This window comes from Povalibacter sp. (assembly GCF_036520495.1).
Taxonomy (GTDB): domain Bacteria; phylum Pseudomonadota; class Gammaproteobacteria; order Steroidobacterales; family Steroidobacteraceae; genus Steroidobacter.
Genome location: NZ_DATDJO010000021.1, coordinates 20,822 through 35,739, shown reverse-complemented (window position 1 = coordinate 35,739; position 14,918 = coordinate 20,822). Strand labels below are relative to the sequence as shown.

Below are 14,918 nucleotides of genomic sequence, written 5' to 3'. Positions count from 1 at the left end.
TACGATGGGCAGAAAGACGAAATAACGAATTCAGGGGTTCATCGGTGGCAGCGACGACTCCCGCGACTGTTGCTCCACCGCGCGGAACAGTGCTGCACGGCGTGCCCGTCGCAGGGAGTTGCGCACTGCATGCAGGGCAGCACTCGACGTCCGCGGTTGTCCGCTGTAGAGATCGGACAGAAGTTGCCTGCACGCGGAGCGAAATGTCGCGTCCGGTGCATTGGCGGTGATGTGCGCAGAGCCCCGGTCGCCAGGAAGCCTATCCAGCCATCGGTACAGCGCGGGGCCGACATCGCAATTTCCGCGCCGCAGCGCAGACTGCAACTGCCTGAATGCATGAGACTCGGAATGGAGTCGCCGCTGACGACGTTGGTGCAAATGCGTATGCAGTATCCCGGAACCAGCGGCGCCATCGCTGCGCGAGCCACCAAAGTCCAATGACAACTGCGCTGCCGACACCCGTGTATCTCAGGCCCTTGCGCCAGGAAGTCTTGCGCGGAGCTGCAGCCACGGGCTGTTCGGTTGGCAGAGCAAACGCCAGCGGCGCGGCTGGCGCTGCAATTGCGTGAATCCGAACTGCAGGTATCCGTGCGTCGACCGTCTTGTGCGTGTCGAGATCCCACCACCGGACGTCGATCGCTGGTAATACGAAATCTCCCGGTTGCTGCACAACGTAGTTCACCGCGAACGTGCGGTGCCCGACGACCGGCGTCCCTGGCGCTGAATCGGCGAGCACGGGTGCCTGCGGATATGCCATCAAGCCGGCAGTGTTTCCAAGTACGACGTCCGGAATGAACATAGCGGGTGTGCCTCTTGCCGTGGCGGCGATGGTACGCATGAAGGCATCGCCGACTTTCAATGCAGAGAGGTCAGCGTCGGTCGTCTGCTGCAAGGCTAGATCATGAGTGACAAACGCGCCTTCAGCTCCCGGCGGAGCAACGACATGAAGATCGAGCGGTTTCGTCGTCGCCGTGAGCGACTGCCGTTGCGGTCCGATTCGAGCTGAGATTTCGAATGCCGGGAGCGCCAGATCTGCCGCGACAATCGGAGTGATCGTGTACTTGTGCTCGATTCCGACCCAGTTCGCACCGCGGATGGTGTCACTGATGTGAGGCGGTCGATCATCGGAGAGCCTGATTACCGCCCCGGGTACATTGAGCGCCGGTAGTTCGATACCGCTGGTGAAGAACTGGTCGGTGAACACATCGACGACCAGCGTAGCCGGCTGACCGACGGCGACACCCGCCGCGGGCTCGAGCCTTGTTCGCACGATGAAGCCTGGCGCGTCCCCGGCAGGGCATGGGAGCGCGAGAAGCAGGCCAGGCACTGCCAGAAGCACGAGTTGCGAGGCTGATGGGATCTGGCACTGACGCTGTCCGGCTGAAGCTGAGTTCCCAAGCAGAGGAGGGGTGGACCTCCACCGGCCTTCCTGATCCTGCGACTGCGCGGGTGCCAGGCTCGGTTGGGAGAAGCGCAGCGACGCACCGATGCTCATTGGTCGCCGGCCTCTGCTTCGATCCGGAACTTCTGCCGGAGAAAGTCCGCCGGCGACACTTGCAGATTCTTCATCCACAGGTCGGCCGTCTGTTTGCGGATCATTTCCGGCGTCAGGACCTTGTCCTTGCCCTTCTTGCCTTTGTCGTCGAACTGCACCTGATCGGGCGGGAGGTCGGGCGTCTGTTCGGTTTGCTCGTCCTCCGGCTGCGGCATCAGAGCGGCGACCAGGTCGCGGTTGTGCTTCGCTGCGGGGAATTCCGGCCGTGCCTGCAGTGCGTTGTCATAGGACTTCACCGCGGCGTCGTACTTCTTCAAACGTGCATGGGCATTGCCTTGCAGGAAGAATCCGTCCGCGCTGTCGAGCCTCGAGAACTCCATCAGCGCATTGGCATAGTCGGCGGCGCGATACAGCGCGATTCCCTTCCATCGCGGCTCCTGAAAGTGCAGCGCGGCCGCTCGATAGTCGCCGCGCTCGAAATACCAGCGTCCCTGCTGATCGGGCGTCGCAAACCAGTCGATGATCCCGTCAGCGTACGAGGACGTCGGTGACAACGTAGCGCAGATCAGGATGGTCGCTGCGGCCCATCGCACCACCCAACCCCGGCGGAACCAGAGGGCGGCGAACAGCGCAATGGGAAAGCACAGGTAGTAGCCCGATTCCTTCCAACGCATCACGCCATTTCTTTCCTGCACGATCTGCAGATGATGCTGCGCACGACGTTGCACCCATTCGAGATCGGATGAATCCAGCGTGCTGCTCGCAATCGGCACGTCCGCGGTCGACGCCAGTTGCTCCAGGGCCGCCTGGTCGAGACTTGCGAGCATCGGCCGACCATCGGCATCTGTTCGAATCGATCCGTTGGCGCTGCGCAGCGGACCGCCTTCAAGGGTGCCCACGGTCAGCACCAGCACCTGATGAGTGTCATCGTCCATGAATGCGCGGAACCGCTCGATCTGCGCTGTATCGAAGCCGTCAGTGATGAACAGCACGGTGCCGGTCGCCACCTGTTCCTTTGCAAGCAGGCTCACGGCGATATCGAGCGCCGCAGCAGCATTGCGGCCTTGCTTCGGCATCAGTTCGCTTTGCAGCGCGGGCAGATACAGATCCATCACCGCAGTGTCTTCCGCGGGAGGCAGCACCAGATGCGCCATGCCGGAGTAGGCGATCAATCCGGTGCGGGAGCCCGCACGCAACTCGAGCAAGTCGTGAATTTTCTGCTTCGCGCGTTCCAGACGCGACGGCTGCACATCGATTGCATTCATGGAGTCAGCGAGGTCCAGCGCGATCACCAGCGGCGCAAGATCCTGACCGAACGGAGGCGGCTCGCGTTCCCAGGTCGGACCGGCAATGGCGATGCCCCCGAGCGCCAGCGCGAGGGCGACGGAGTCGACGGGACGCAGGCCGAAGCGGGGTTTGGGGTGCAGCAGCAGATGCGGCAGCAGCCGTGCGTCGATCAGTTGTCTCCATTGTGCGAGTGCATCGAATCGCCGGCGCCACAGCCAGGCGATCGCCAGCGCAGCCGGGATCAGCAACAACCACCAGGGGCGGAGGAAGTGAAGGGAACTCACGCCGACACCGCTGATGTGCTTTTCTCGGGCGGAGAAGATCGCCGCCGCATCGACAGCAGCATCGCAATCAGGTGGTACAGCATCAGCATCACGGATGCGACACCCAGCGGCCAGTAATACAGTGTGATCTTCGGCCGGAACTCGGTTCGCTCCACCTTGACTGGCGTGATCGTGTCGATGCTCGAGTAGATGTCTTCCAGACCAGCGCTATCTTCCCCGCGGAAACTGCGGCCATGCGTCTCATCGCTGAGCCGACGCAACGTCTGCAAGTCGACCTTGTCGTCGCCGGTTGCGCGCGGATCGCCAATACCGATGGTGTCGATGATGAGGCGGTTGTCGGCGGCAATGCGCGCCGCATCCTCTGGCGGAATACGACTGGCCGTGTCGTTGCCGTCAGTGAGCAGCACCAGCACCTTGTCCTGCGCCTGCGAGTGCTGCGTCATCTTGATCGCGACGCCGATGGCATCGCCAATGGCTGTCTGAGGACCGGCCATGCCGATGCGGACTTCGTCGAGCAGCAGCAGAACGGTTGCATGATCGAGGGTGAGCGGCGCTTGCGGAAAGGCTCCCTGGCCGATAACGATGAGCCCCAGGCGATCGCCCTCGCGTCGGCCAATGAACTCGCGCACCACGGACTTGACCGCGCTCAGGCGATCCACCGGAGCGCCATCGGCATCCTTGAAATCCCGGGCCTCCATCGATTGCGAGATGTCGATGGCGAGCATGAGGTCCCGCGAGGATTGGGTCCGCACCAATGGCGGCTGCAGCCACTGCGGACTGGCCATCGCAATCACGATCAGGATCCAGCATAACGGTGCGAGCAACCGTTGCACCCAATTGGCTTCGTGGACCACGGCACCCGTAGACGGCTCCAGATGCAGTGCGCTGGCGACCTGCTCGAAGAACGGAACGCGAAGGGCAGGGGTGGTCTCACGAAATGGCGGCAACAGCCACCACAGCAGCAGCGGCAATGGCAGCACCGCAAACGCCCAGGGCAGGTCAAATGTCAGCATGGTGATGCTTGATCCAGCGTCGCGAGAGGTCGAGCAGCGTCCGCATCTGTTCGCTGGAGATGCTCGCGGGCATCGAGCCGGCGTATGCGAGTCGTGTCAGCAATTGGCCGGTGCCATGCTCGAAAGCAGTCGCGTCGAACGACCGATCGAGGAATCGCCACCAGTCGTCGCCCGAGAGGGCGGCCACACGTTCGCGGGAGGTCGCGGCAATGACCGACGCTTCAGGAGCGCGGGCAGCGTCGCGATGACAGCGGACGGATCGTCGTGGACATCGGGATGGCCGGTGCGACATGCACCGCGTCGATCTCGCGCCGTGCATCGAATATCGATTCCTATGACACCACCGTGGTCGACGGGACGGACGGCTCTGTTCGATCTGTTCCGCTTCCGGTGTCCCCCGGGCATGCTGGCGTGCGCCTTCGCGCTCTTGGCCGCTTCTTCTTGGCGCACCAGCAAACGCCAGCTTCGCTTTGCTCGTCCGGGTACGTGACCAGCACTTTCATGAGAAATCGATCCATCCGCGCCTCGGGCAACGGATACGTGCCTTCCTGTTCGATCGGATTCTGCGTCGCCATTACGATGAACAGGTCAGGCATCGCATGAGTTCTGCTGGCCACGGTGATCTGCCGTTCTTCCATGGCTTCGAGCGATGTTCTCGCCATCCTGCTGGTGCAGGACTTCAGTGCCGGTGATGTCGGCTGGCAGCAAGTCGGGAGTGAACTGAATGCGGCGCATCTGCGCATCGAGGCTCTGCGCCAGGCTCTTCACAGCGCGGGTCTTCGCGAGACCCGCGCTGTGATTCCAGCAACAGATGACCATCGGCCAGCACGCCGATGATCATGCTGCGGATCAGGTACTGCTGGCCGAGGATGGACCCCTCGATGAGCTTTTGCAGCTGATCGACGGCGGTGCGGGCGGAGGAGGGCATGGAGTGATGTGCCGTTCTTGTTGCGGGTCCGGCTTCAGCCGGACGTCGTCGAACATGTCCGGCTGAAGCCGGACCCACAGGAGGAAAGACCTCGCATTACTTCCTCTCCCACGGATAGATCACCTTCCATTCGCTCTTCATGTCGACCACGGTCCATCCCTTCTGCGTTGCTTCATCCGACGCTTTGTCGAGCGTTCCAATGCGAGACTGGCGGTCATACGCCCATTCGCGCCTGTCGTCGGTGTGATGCACGATGCCCATGAAGCGGGCGCCCGCACCTGCCGCGGTCCACTGCAGCATCTGATGGTCGCCATCGGAGTTGCCGAACGCGAACACAGGCACGCGGCCAATGACCTTGTTGATGCACGCAGGCTTGCCTTCCTTGTCGTCGATGAAGTCGATCTCCGCGAGTTTCACCAGCACGGGCTTGCCGTCGCGGATCTCGTACTTCACCTTGCCGCTCGATCCGTAGGGCGATGGGCTTCCGTGGTTGGCTTCTGATCATGTCCGGGATAAAACGGCAGCGTGAGCCGCAAACGCAAGCAGCCTTCCGCGCAGCCCGTTTCACCTGAGACGATGAGTCGATCCGGGCATACGTTCCTGCCTTCGCTGTTGCTACTCCTCTCGGGCGCCGCCGCACTGATCTATCAGCTGCTGTGGATCAAGCAGCTGTCCCTGAGCGTCGGCGTCGACGTCTACGCAATCACCATTGCGATCAGCGCATTCTTTGCAGGACTGGCCGTCGGCGGGACGGTGTTCGGACGATTGGCCGACAGATGGCCTCGGCCGTTCCTGCTCTATGCCGCGTTGGAAGTCGGCGTGGCAATCGTCGGCCTTGCAGCAACACAGTCGCTGTCGCATTCCGCCCAATTGTTCGGGCGAATGGAAGACACGCTTGGCCCAGTGGCGTGGCTGCTGCCGTTCACCCAGGTCAGTGTGCCGGCGATCCTGATGGGCGGCACCGTGCCCGTGCTCGTGCGTGCGGCCGTGCCCGACAGAGAGCAGGTCGCGCGAGTCGCCGGAAAGCTCTACGGCGCCAATACGGCCGGCGCGATCATCGGCGCTCTGTTGCCCGTCTTCATCCTGATCCCGGCATTCGGCGTACGTGGTTCCGCGTTCGGCGCCGCGGGATTGAATCTGCTGGCAGCGAGCGGGGCAGCCATCGCGGCCTTGGCCATGCCGCGACAGGCTGCCTCAGCGGTGCGAGGCCAGACCAGGGCAGGGTGGTCGCAGCTCCTTGTAATCACTCGACGCACGCCGGCGGCGCGTCTTGCCCTCGTTCTTTACGCAGTCTCCGGCGGCATCGCTCTCGGCTACGAAGTCATCTGGTCGCAGGTCGTGGCGCAATGGACGAGCACACGCAGCTTTGCCTTCGCGATCATGTTGGCAACCTATTTGTTCGGCTGGGCGCTCGGCAGCCGTCTCTATGCAAAACGCGCAGCACGCTCCGCAAAGCCCTGGGGCGAATTCGGACTGCTGATCGCGCTTGCTGGCGTCGTAGCATTGTTCGCCGTGCTCGCGCTCGGACCCTGGCTGCAAGGCGCGCAAGTCGACGGCGCCACACTCGCATTCGGCTTGACTCGAAATGAGTCGTTCGCGATGGCCATGCGGTTCGTCACAGCGACGCTATGGATCGTTCTGCTACCCACGATCCTCCTGGGAGCCGCCTTCCCGCTCGCCATGAGGATCATTGCCGAGGCCGACCGCGCCGGCACCGACACCGGATCGGTCATCGCCTGGAATACGATCGGTGGCATCGCAGGGACGGTGCTGGCAGGCTTCGTACTCGTGCCGCACCTTGGCCTGGAGCGCAGCCTGGGCGTCATGGCCATCGCAGCCTGCGTTCTGGGCATTACGGCAGTGATGCACGACGCCGCGGTGGGACATGTCGCCCGTTGGACCACGTTTGCCTGCGGTGTGCTGGCTGTCGCGGGTGCTGTCATCGTCAAGCCTGATCACCTGGCACAACTGCTTGCGCAGCATCGCCGCGGCGATCTCGTCTTCTATCAATCCGGTGCAGGCGGCACGGTGGCTGTCATCGAACAGAAGGCGAGCAAGGGGACGTTCCACCGGCTGTATGTCGATGCCGTGTCGAACTCCGGCGATTCCATGACGTCGCTCCGCTATATGCGGTTGCAGGCCTTGCTGCCGCTGATCATTCATCGAGGCGAGCCGCGCGCCGCACTCGTCATCGGCATGGGAACGGGCATCACCGCCGGCAGTTTGCTCAACTATCCCGGCCTCGAGCGGCGCGTCGTGGCCGAGCTGCTGCCGGAAGTCGTTGACGCCACGACCTTGTTCGCAGGCAATCAATCCGTGGCCAGCGATCCGCGCGTCGATATACGTCTGCGCGATGGCCGGCGGGAGTTGCTACGCGATGGCGGCACCTACGATCTGATCACCCTTGAGCCGCCGCCGCCATCGGCGTCTGGTGTCGTCAATCTGTACTCCAGCGACTTCTATCGACTCGCCTCGCGGCGACTGAATGCAGATGGCTTGCTGGCGCAGTGGCTGCCATTGCCAACGCAGGTCAATGCGGACACGCAATCGCTGGTACGCAGTTTTCTCGACGTATTCCCATACGCGACACTCTGGATCACGGAAATGCACGAGATGCTGATGATTGGCTCGCACGAACCGATCGATCTCGACCTGGAGCGCATTGTGAATCGCTTCAAGGAGCCAGGGATCGCAACCGCTTTACGCGAAGTCGGCATCGACTCAGTGCAATCTCTTCTCGCCGCTACGGCGCGACCGGTGACGGACGACGATCCACGCATCGAATACGGTCCCTGGGTGCTGCCGGGGGAAATCACCCGGGTGCTACCGCAACTCCTGGGCCTGCAGACTGATCCGCCTCTCGCTGGCGCCGATCATGAGTTCACCGCACAGATGAAGCTGGATCGGGATCGCCTGCATCGCTTCTATTCGGCCGGTCTGCACGCCTATCGCGGCGAGCGTGATCGCTGGGCGCGGGCACTCGAATCCGTGGTGAGCGAGGATCCTCGCAATACCTACTACCGCTGGATCGTGAGCGGCGAATGACGCCATCGCAGCGCGAGTGACCCGGGTTGCCGGGTTGCGGTCCGCCCTTTATGCGTATACCCGCCCGTTCGAACAGCAGCCATATTTGCCGGTAGATAGGCACGAGAGGCGCGATCCGTTGAACGTGCTCGTCAATAAAAGCTGTCCGATATCCCGCAGGAGAGAGCGACATGCGCATCGCGAAAGTAGTTTGTACCGCGACAATGATGGCAATGGCCGCTGGTCTGGCGGCCTGCGCGTCCGGACCCACCATTCGGGCAGACGCCGATCCAACGGTGAACCTGTCGAGTTACAAGACCTTCGGCTTCTACGAGAAGGTGTCCACGGACAGGAGCGCGTATACCACGCTGATCAGCACACGGCTCAAGGAAGCCACGCGTACTGAACTCACCAAGCGTGGTTATACGTTCACGGAGACGAATCCGCAGTTGCTCGCCAACTTCAATCTGAATATCGAGAACCGCCAGGATGTGCAGAGCACACCGTCCGCGGGTGTGGGCGTCGGCATGGGCGGTTACTACGGCTATCGCTCTGGGATGTACGGCGTGTGGGGCGGCTATCCGCAGGATGTCGAAACCGTGCATTACCAGGTCGGCACGCTCGCGATCGATCTGGTCGATGCCGCAAAGAAGCAGCTGGTATGGCAGGGGACAGCGGAGGGTCGCATCAACAAGAAGGCCATAGAAAATCCGGGTCCGGCCATCGATTCTGTCGTGGGCGAGATCTTTGCCAAATATCCCGTGCCCGCGCCAGGAGCTCCAGCTAACTGACAACGGACGATGGCTAGCGATGCGTGGACGTAACCGCCGAGGTCACCTGCGTCTTTGGCTGACGCTGGCCGTGATGCTGCCAGCAGTGGCCTGCGGGCGGGAAAAGGTGGATGTCATACACCTGCTCAACGGTGATCGCGTCACCGGCGAGATCATTGCGCTCGAGTATGGACAGTTGAGTATCGGCACGGATTCGATGTCGACCGTGACCATCGAGTGGCCTGACGTAGTCGCAGTGGAGAGCAACCAGTCCTTCATTCTGGAGGATCTTGCAGGCGGGCATTATTACGGCACCCTGTCGACCGACCGGGCCACCAGAACCCTTGCGATCCTCGATCAGGGCGCCAGCGAGCCAGGCCAGCTGGAGATGGTGCAAGTCGCACGCATCTCACCCGGCGAAGCGACATTCTTCAGCCGACTGCAGGGATCGTTTTCTGTGGGTTTCGACTACACGAAGTCCAGCGACATCACGACCATCAGCGGCAGCATGGATCTTTCGTATCGCGCGCCGACGTTCGCGTGGTCGCTCGGTGCGGACGTGAATTCCACCAAGGATCCGGTGCAGGGCACGCTCGATCGCGACACGCTCACCTACAACTATCAATGGTTGCGCGAACACAAACGGTTCTGGGCTGGCCTGAGTTCGCTCGAGCGCAACGAGGAAACCGGTATCGACGCACGTCTCACACTCGGCGGCGGCTTTGGCCAGTATTTCATCCAGACCCCGCGCAGCGAGGTCTCGGGGTTCATTGGCCTGGCCTATACGAAGGAATGGTCAACCGGCGTCGAATCCAGTCAGGAAAGCATCGAAGGGTTGCTGGGCGCAAGCTGGCGTATCTTCAAATTCAACACGCCGAAAGTCAGCCTGAGTGCCAGCCTGGTTCTCTACCCGAGCATCACGGAGTCAGGGCGATACCGCACCTCCGGCAACCTGTCGCTGCGACGGGAAATCATCTCCGACTTCTATCTGGATCTGTCGCTCTACCAGTCTTACGACAGCGATCCGCCGGATGAAACCGCGGAGAAGGACGACTACGGCGTAACGACGTCATTGGGGTACTCGTTTCATTAGTGGACGATCGCCGGTTCAGTGATGATGAGCGGCACCGGCACATGCGACCGTCTTGTGGATCCCGGAACAGATCGCGCCAAAGGATCCATCGATTACTGAGTCTTCATGACATCGCGGCAGATCTCGGCCGCTTTGAGTCGCGACTCCTGGGTGCCGAACCGGAACGGTCCGAACGATGCGAGCGTGTTGTCCATGCAGGTCTCGAAGCGATCGGTGGCCGCTTCGTGTGCAGCTTGCTCGGGCGAGGATGCACAGCCTGCGAGCATCAGCAGGCTGAAGATGACGATCGAACGCATAGCGACTCCGTGCCGTTGTGCCGTTGAGGAAGCGGCGACCATACCGCTCGAGCCGTGCGCGATTGGGCGATCGGCGTCACGAAAAGGATGCTGCGCAGGGCGCTCCGGGATCGGTGTGACCTCCGGCCGGCGACGCTTTCTTCTGTACGCATAATGTATATTATGACAAATCGTGAACCACGGCGTTCTAGGGGTAACACGCCGCGTGTCGAGCCAACGAAATTCCGGTAACCCTCTTCGAAATTCCGGTAACGCGATCCACGGTTAATCAAGCCGCTGCGGGGGCCCGGCTGAACTTGCTGGAATCGCATCCTCCATGGATGTCTTTTTGGGGCTTGGCAATGAATCGGTGAATCATCGTCACTGGTCGCGTTGGACGCAGACCCGACTGCCAGACTCGGCGGTATATTCAATCGATGAAAAAGACGCAGCGTTATCGAGCCATCAAGACGAAAGATCACGGCGCCGGCGGCTACTCGTGGGTTGTGTTCGACATCACGCAGACCAACAAGCGTGGCGAGCACACGTACGTCGCCGACTGCATCAACGTAACCGCAGCTCGACTCGTGGCTGATGCGTTGAATAGTTGCGTCACCGCTCGGCCTCGAAAGCGATAGCTCGCTTTACACAGACATCAAGTCGACAGTTCAGTTATTCGTTGGTCCAGGAGAATCGAGCAAGCTTGCCCTTGCCTTTGCCGAGAGCTTCGCGGCCAATCAACCTCGCTTCGAACTCGAAGTCTTCAGTGATTTTCACGATAAGCAGCTTATTGAAATTGCCGGCACGCTTCACATGAACGCGCCCTGCTCGCTTTTCTGGTGAGATTGTCTTCACCTCAACAAAATCGTTGCCCAGCTTTCCGGCCGATCCTTGCGCGTGCGCTCGATGACGCTTGAGACCAAACTTTATCTCAGCGAACAGTTCTCCCAACTCGCCCCAGATCTGCAGGTAGTTCCCAGTAAGGGCTTTGTAGCTCGCAGCCGCATCTAAGAGAGAATGAAAGATCTCAATCAGTTCCGCACTCGCGAGCGGGTATTGCTCTGCGAGTTCCTGCTGAGCGCAAAGCCGGCTCGATCAAGACAGCTAGGAATCAGTAAGAGGTGCCCAGGGGGTCAAATTTACTTCGGCGTTTTCCACCAAAGGGGATCAAAATTCAATCGGCGTTGACACTTACATGCAATTTGTCGAAAGTTCGTTGTGACCCGCCCAAGGATATGAGCGCTCATGGATAAGGTCGTGCGCCCGCTGGTCGAAGATCTGACCCGTCAGCATTTTCGACAACTTGATGGATTGCGCGGGATCGCCATCCTGATGGTCATAGCCTGCCACTTCGATCTGCTCTACCAGCCTGTGGACGGCGGCAAGGGCCTGGTTTCGAAGTTCGCGCAGGCCGGATGGATGGGGGTCGACCTTTTTTTCGTCCTGTCCGGATTTCTCATTACAGGCATCCTGCTCGCAACACGCGACTCGCCGCACTACTTCCGCAATTTTCTGGCACGCCGCTTCCTGCGCATCTGGCCGCTGTACTACGCGAATCTCGTGCTGTTCTTCCTGGTTCTTCCGCACGTCCTGCCGGACCTGCCGCGCGATTTTCAGAGCATGCTCGATAAGCAGGCATGGTTCTGGTTGTATGGCGCGAACTGGCTGTTCGCACAAGAGGGGGGATTCAGGCAGACAGGGGGCGGCTACTTCTGGTCGCTCGCAGTCGAGGAGCAGTTCTATCTTCTGTGGCCGCTGGCCGTGTACTGGCTCTCGTCCAGATCGCTGCTGCGGCTGTCGATCGGCCTGCTCTGTGCCTCACTTGGCCTGCGCCTGTTCCTGGAGGCCAACGGAGTCAGCGTTCAATCCCTTTATACGATTACATTCACTCATCTGGATGGTCTGGCTGTCGGCGCCATTCTCGCCATCGGCCTGCGCTCTCAGAAAGGTACGCAGCAGCTCCTGCGCATACTGCCGTACTGCTGCGGAATCTCTATGGTGGTTCTCGGCATTGCTCGATGGCAGGACGGCGCCTTCTATTACTGGAGCCGCTATACAGTGCTGTACGGTTACACGGCCATCGCAGTTCTTGCAGGCTGCCTGCTGCTCTGGTCGCTCCGGCTTAGTCAGCAGGCAGGACTCAACAGGCTCCTCGCCTGCGCACCGCTCGCTGCCGTGGGAAGAGTCAGCTATGCGTTGTATCTGATCCATGCTCCGCTCGCGGCGTTCCTGAAATCTGGATTGATGCCTGCGCTCGCAAAGTATTTGCCTGCGTGGTCCTACGGCGCGCGTTACTGCGTCGTCATAGTTGTAGTCTTGAGTGTCTCGTGGCTGCTAGCCATTGCCAGCTGGCATTTCTTCGAGAAGCCAATTCTTGCACTGAAAGGCCGATTTTCGTACGACCAATCGGTACCTGCGCCAGCAGCGGTGGGCCTCAAGATGGCAGAGGATCGCCGTGAGTCCGGCTGACAAACGCGGATGCCAGTCCGCGGCGATCCGCGCTATTCGAACCGGCCCGTGCCGACGCCGGAATCTCACCATCTAGATCGCCCTTCTGCTCGCAACTACGAGGTTGGACGTGAAGAAGAAGCGATACACCGAAGAACAGATCATCGGGCTCCTGCGGGCGGGCGAATGCAGGCGTGCCGGCAACAGAGCCATGGCGTACGCATGGGTTCTTCCCGGAAGCGACCAATTCTTTCGTGCTGACCAGCCAGCTGGGCCTTGTGCGGAGAAAGTTGCGTTTCGCGCAGTTCTGCCTCAAGAGCACGGATGCGGCTGTCCCGCTCTTCAATCTCCAGAAAAAAGTCCTTCTCGCGCAGAGACAGATAGTAGTCACGATATTCGACCTCCGTCTGCTCCCTTGCCATCTTATCCGCGGTCGCTTGCTGCTCTTGCTGCGCCGTAAGGCGCGCCTCATCAACCGCATGGCCGAAGCCCGCAAAAGAAGCAGATCCTATCGATGGGCATGGCCCACGCGTAGCTAGTGCACCGGCTGCACTACTCCACAACTCACTGATTAGACTCTATTCCTCCATCACGATGAAGTGGCCACAAATTGAAAAACCCGACAATTCTGGTGGCAGCCGCCGAGCCAACCTGTGACGGGACCTGCTTCTCGTTCGCCATTCCCAATAGATGCGCCTTTATAGATGCGCCTTTGCAGCTTCGAGGCGCTTTTCCAACGGTGCTCGGAAAACGCACCAATCCGCATCTTGCGCCCGCCTCCGCCGCGTTCTCTCGTGGAGCACGCTCACCCTGCAATACACGACACCCGGAATTCCGGAACACGCACCGGTGCACCATCCGTCGCATACGCAACGGCACCGCCGCCTGATGTAACGCATCTGCTACATAGCCGATGCAAAACGGCAAATGATCCAGGCAGATACGAGAACTGCCTGCACGGCTGACGAATGAGCGTGAGCACACCATCCATGAGGAGATCACATGAGCTGGATCAATGTTGAAGCCGAGGACGGTACATTCAGCGCCTACGTGGCGAGGCCGGTGTCCGGTTCGGGGCCCGCAGTCGTTGTCGTGCAGGAGATCTTCGGCGTGAACGAGGATCTGCGCGCGACCTGCGATGAACTTGCGAAGCTCGGCTTCATTGCCGTATCGCCCGATCTGTTCTGGCGCGTGACACCGCGCATCGAAATGAACCGATTGGATGAAGCCGAATGGGCCAGGGGCTTCGAGCTTTATAAGTCGCTCGACTTCGATCGCGCGGTGCGCGACCTCGCGGCGGTCGTCACGCTGGCACGATCGCTGGAAGGTGCGAGCGGTCGAGTCGGTGTCATGGGATTCTGCCTCGGTGGTTTGCTGGCGTTTCTCACAGGTGCCAGGACCGATGTCGACGCCGCCGTGTCCTACTACGGTGGAGGCACCGAGCGATATGTCGACGAAGCGCGCGCTGTGACGACACCGATGACGCTGCACCTTGCGGGCGAGGACGAATACATGCCCGCGCCCGCTCGGGAGAAGATCGTCGCGACTCTGAAGGATCGACCGAATACAGATGTCTTCGTCTATCCTGGCTGCGCTCATGCATTCGCGCGGCATAAAGGCGTTCACTACGACCAGGATGCGGCCAGGCTCGCTAACGCTCGCACCGAAGCTTTCCTTGCGAGGAACCTGGGCTGAGCCTTCGTCAGCGCATGAGTGCATCGCGCCGCAAGCGCACGTCACCCACCCGCTATTCGGGGCTCCAGTTTGCCAGTGCTTCTGTGAGCTGCCTGGCGACGAACTTTTCGGCGCGCATCCATGACCGATCGTCGTCACCACGGAAATTGAGCGAGCGCTGCACTACCACTTGATCCTTGTCGACGTCTGCAACGAGTACGTCTGCAAACTGGATCAACGTGCTCGCCTTGTGGATTCCGCCGTACAGCAGCAGTTTCGCGCCGGCGGCCTTTGCGGCATCGAGCAATGATTGCGAGTCAGTTTGGTCAATCGAACATGGCGCGGGATCGCACTTCGGATCGACGATCCTGAACCGACCGTCACGCGCAAGATCGTCGCGCAACGCATCCATGAACCCTCGCAGTCGCGCTTGGTGGGCTTCGCTCTGGTCGGTTGGCTCGCCGGACGTGTCCCGGTAATCGAGATCGATGAGCGCGATGGACACTGGATCGCGTTCATTGTCCGCGGCGTGCGCATGCGGACACAGTACGACGACAAGCGCCAGTGAGAGCGCGGCAATCGCCCGTCGCTGTTTCATGTCAATGCCCACTGTTCGATGAACCAAGG

At 60.9% G+C, this 14,918-nt stretch carries 14 protein-coding genes and 2 pseudogenes; 6 read left to right on the top strand and 10 right to left on the bottom strand.

Features of this window, described 5'->3' with window-relative positions; translation table 11 throughout:
- Nucleotides 1-259 precede the first annotated feature (259 nt).
- From VIZ63_RS07190 to VIZ63_RS07160, 7 genes and pseudogenes are all read right to left on the bottom strand, one after another.
- Nucleotides 260-1,270 carry a hypothetical protein gene (locus tag VIZ63_RS07190; RefSeq protein ID WP_331608857.1) on the bottom strand — a complete coding sequence of 337 codons (1,011 nt, stop codon included), beginning with the start codon at nucleotides 1,268-1,270 and terminating at the stop codon, nucleotides 260-262.
- Nucleotides 1,271-1,491: 221 nt separating this feature from the next.
- On the bottom strand, nucleotides 1,492-3,066 hold the full coding sequence (locus VIZ63_RS07185) for a VWA domain-containing protein (RefSeq protein ID WP_331608856.1): 1,575 nt from the start codon (nucleotides 3,064-3,066) through the stop codon (nucleotides 1,492-1,494).
- A complete protein-coding gene (locus VIZ63_RS07180) occupies nucleotides 3,063-4,079 on the bottom strand; it encodes a VWA domain-containing protein (protein WP_331608855.1) in 1,017 nt (338 codons plus the stop codon). Before VIZ63_RS07180 ends, VIZ63_RS07185 begins: the two co-directional genes overlap by 4 nt.
- Complete coding sequence (locus VIZ63_RS07175; RefSeq protein ID WP_331608854.1) at nucleotides 4,066-4,371, bottom strand: DUF4381 domain-containing protein; 306 nt, start codon at nucleotides 4,369-4,371, stop codon at nucleotides 4,066-4,068. Before VIZ63_RS07175 ends, VIZ63_RS07180 begins: the two co-directional genes overlap by 14 nt.
- Nucleotides 4,372-4,411: 40 nt before the next feature.
- Nucleotides 4,412-4,814, bottom strand: a pseudogene (locus VIZ63_RS07170) (AAA family ATPase).
- Entirely contained in the window at nucleotides 4,759-5,007 is a 249-nt protein-coding gene (locus tag VIZ63_RS07165) for a hypothetical protein (protein WP_331608882.1), read from the bottom strand. Before VIZ63_RS07165 ends, VIZ63_RS07170 begins: the two are co-directional and overlap by 56 nt.
- Nucleotides 5,008-5,103: 96 nt before the next feature.
- A pseudogene (locus VIZ63_RS07160) lies at nucleotides 5,104-5,475 on the bottom strand (haloacid dehalogenase-like hydrolase); the annotation flags it as partial.
- Between the two features lie 108 nt (nucleotides 5,476-5,583).
- Here VIZ63_RS07160 and VIZ63_RS07155 point away from each other — a divergent pair.
- The 3 genes from VIZ63_RS07155 (at nucleotide 5,584) to VIZ63_RS07145 (ending at nucleotide 9,894) form a co-directional block, all read left to right on the top strand.
- Complete coding sequence (locus VIZ63_RS07155) at nucleotides 5,584-8,052, top strand: fused MFS/spermidine synthase (protein WP_331608852.1); 2,469 nt, start codon at nucleotides 5,584-5,586, stop codon at nucleotides 8,050-8,052.
- Between the two features lie 170 nt (nucleotides 8,053-8,222).
- Nucleotides 8,223-8,822 (top strand): DUF4136 domain-containing protein, encoded by a 600-nt coding sequence (locus VIZ63_RS07150; RefSeq protein ID WP_331608851.1) that lies wholly within the window; start codon nucleotides 8,223-8,225, stop codon nucleotides 8,820-8,822.
- A gap of 19 nt (nucleotides 8,823-8,841) precedes the next feature.
- Nucleotides 8,842-9,894, top strand: a complete 1,053-nt coding sequence (locus tag VIZ63_RS07145) for a DUF481 domain-containing protein (RefSeq protein WP_331608850.1) — start codon at nucleotides 8,842-8,844, stop codon at nucleotides 9,892-9,894.
- A 92-nt stretch (nucleotides 9,895-9,986) separates the two neighbouring features.
- Here the strand turns inward: VIZ63_RS07145 and VIZ63_RS07140 are convergent, their stop codons facing one another.
- Complete coding sequence (locus VIZ63_RS07140; RefSeq protein WP_331608849.1) at nucleotides 9,987-10,190, bottom strand: hypothetical protein; 204 nt, start codon at nucleotides 10,188-10,190, stop codon at nucleotides 9,987-9,989.
- 416 nt (nucleotides 10,191-10,606) lie between these two features.
- Here VIZ63_RS07140 and VIZ63_RS07135 point away from each other — a divergent pair, with 416 nt between their 5' ends.
- Nucleotides 10,607-10,807: a hypothetical protein gene (locus tag VIZ63_RS07135; RefSeq protein WP_331608848.1), complete on the top strand. Its 201-nt coding sequence runs from the start codon at nucleotides 10,607-10,609 to the stop codon at nucleotides 10,805-10,807.
- A gap of 34 nt (nucleotides 10,808-10,841) precedes the next feature.
- Here the strand turns inward: VIZ63_RS07135 and VIZ63_RS07130 are convergent, their stop codons facing one another.
- Nucleotides 10,842-11,120, bottom strand: a complete 279-nt coding sequence (locus VIZ63_RS07130; RefSeq protein WP_331608847.1) for a hypothetical protein — start codon at nucleotides 11,118-11,120, stop codon at nucleotides 10,842-10,844.
- Nucleotides 11,121-11,414: 294 nt separating this feature from the next.
- Here VIZ63_RS07130 and VIZ63_RS07125 point away from each other — a divergent pair, with 294 nt between their 5' ends.
- Together VIZ63_RS07125 and VIZ63_RS07120 are read left to right on the top strand one after the other, a co-directional pair.
- A complete protein-coding gene (locus VIZ63_RS07125) occupies nucleotides 11,415-12,638 on the top strand; it encodes an acyltransferase (RefSeq protein WP_331608846.1) in 1,224 nt (407 codons plus the stop codon).
- A 981-nt stretch (nucleotides 12,639-13,619) separates the two neighbouring features.
- Nucleotides 13,620-14,312, top strand: a complete 693-nt coding sequence (locus VIZ63_RS07120) for a dienelactone hydrolase family protein (protein ID WP_331608845.1) — start codon at nucleotides 13,620-13,622, stop codon at nucleotides 14,310-14,312.
- A 52-nt stretch (nucleotides 14,313-14,364) separates the two neighbouring features.
- On the opposite strand, the gene VIZ63_RS07115 is transcribed toward VIZ63_RS07120, so the two are convergent.
- Nucleotides 14,365-14,889, bottom strand: coding sequence for a DUF2380 domain-containing protein (locus VIZ63_RS07115; protein ID WP_331608844.1), 525 nt, complete (start codon nucleotides 14,887-14,889; stop codon nucleotides 14,365-14,367).
- Between the last annotated feature and the right edge of the window lie 29 nt (nucleotides 14,890-14,918).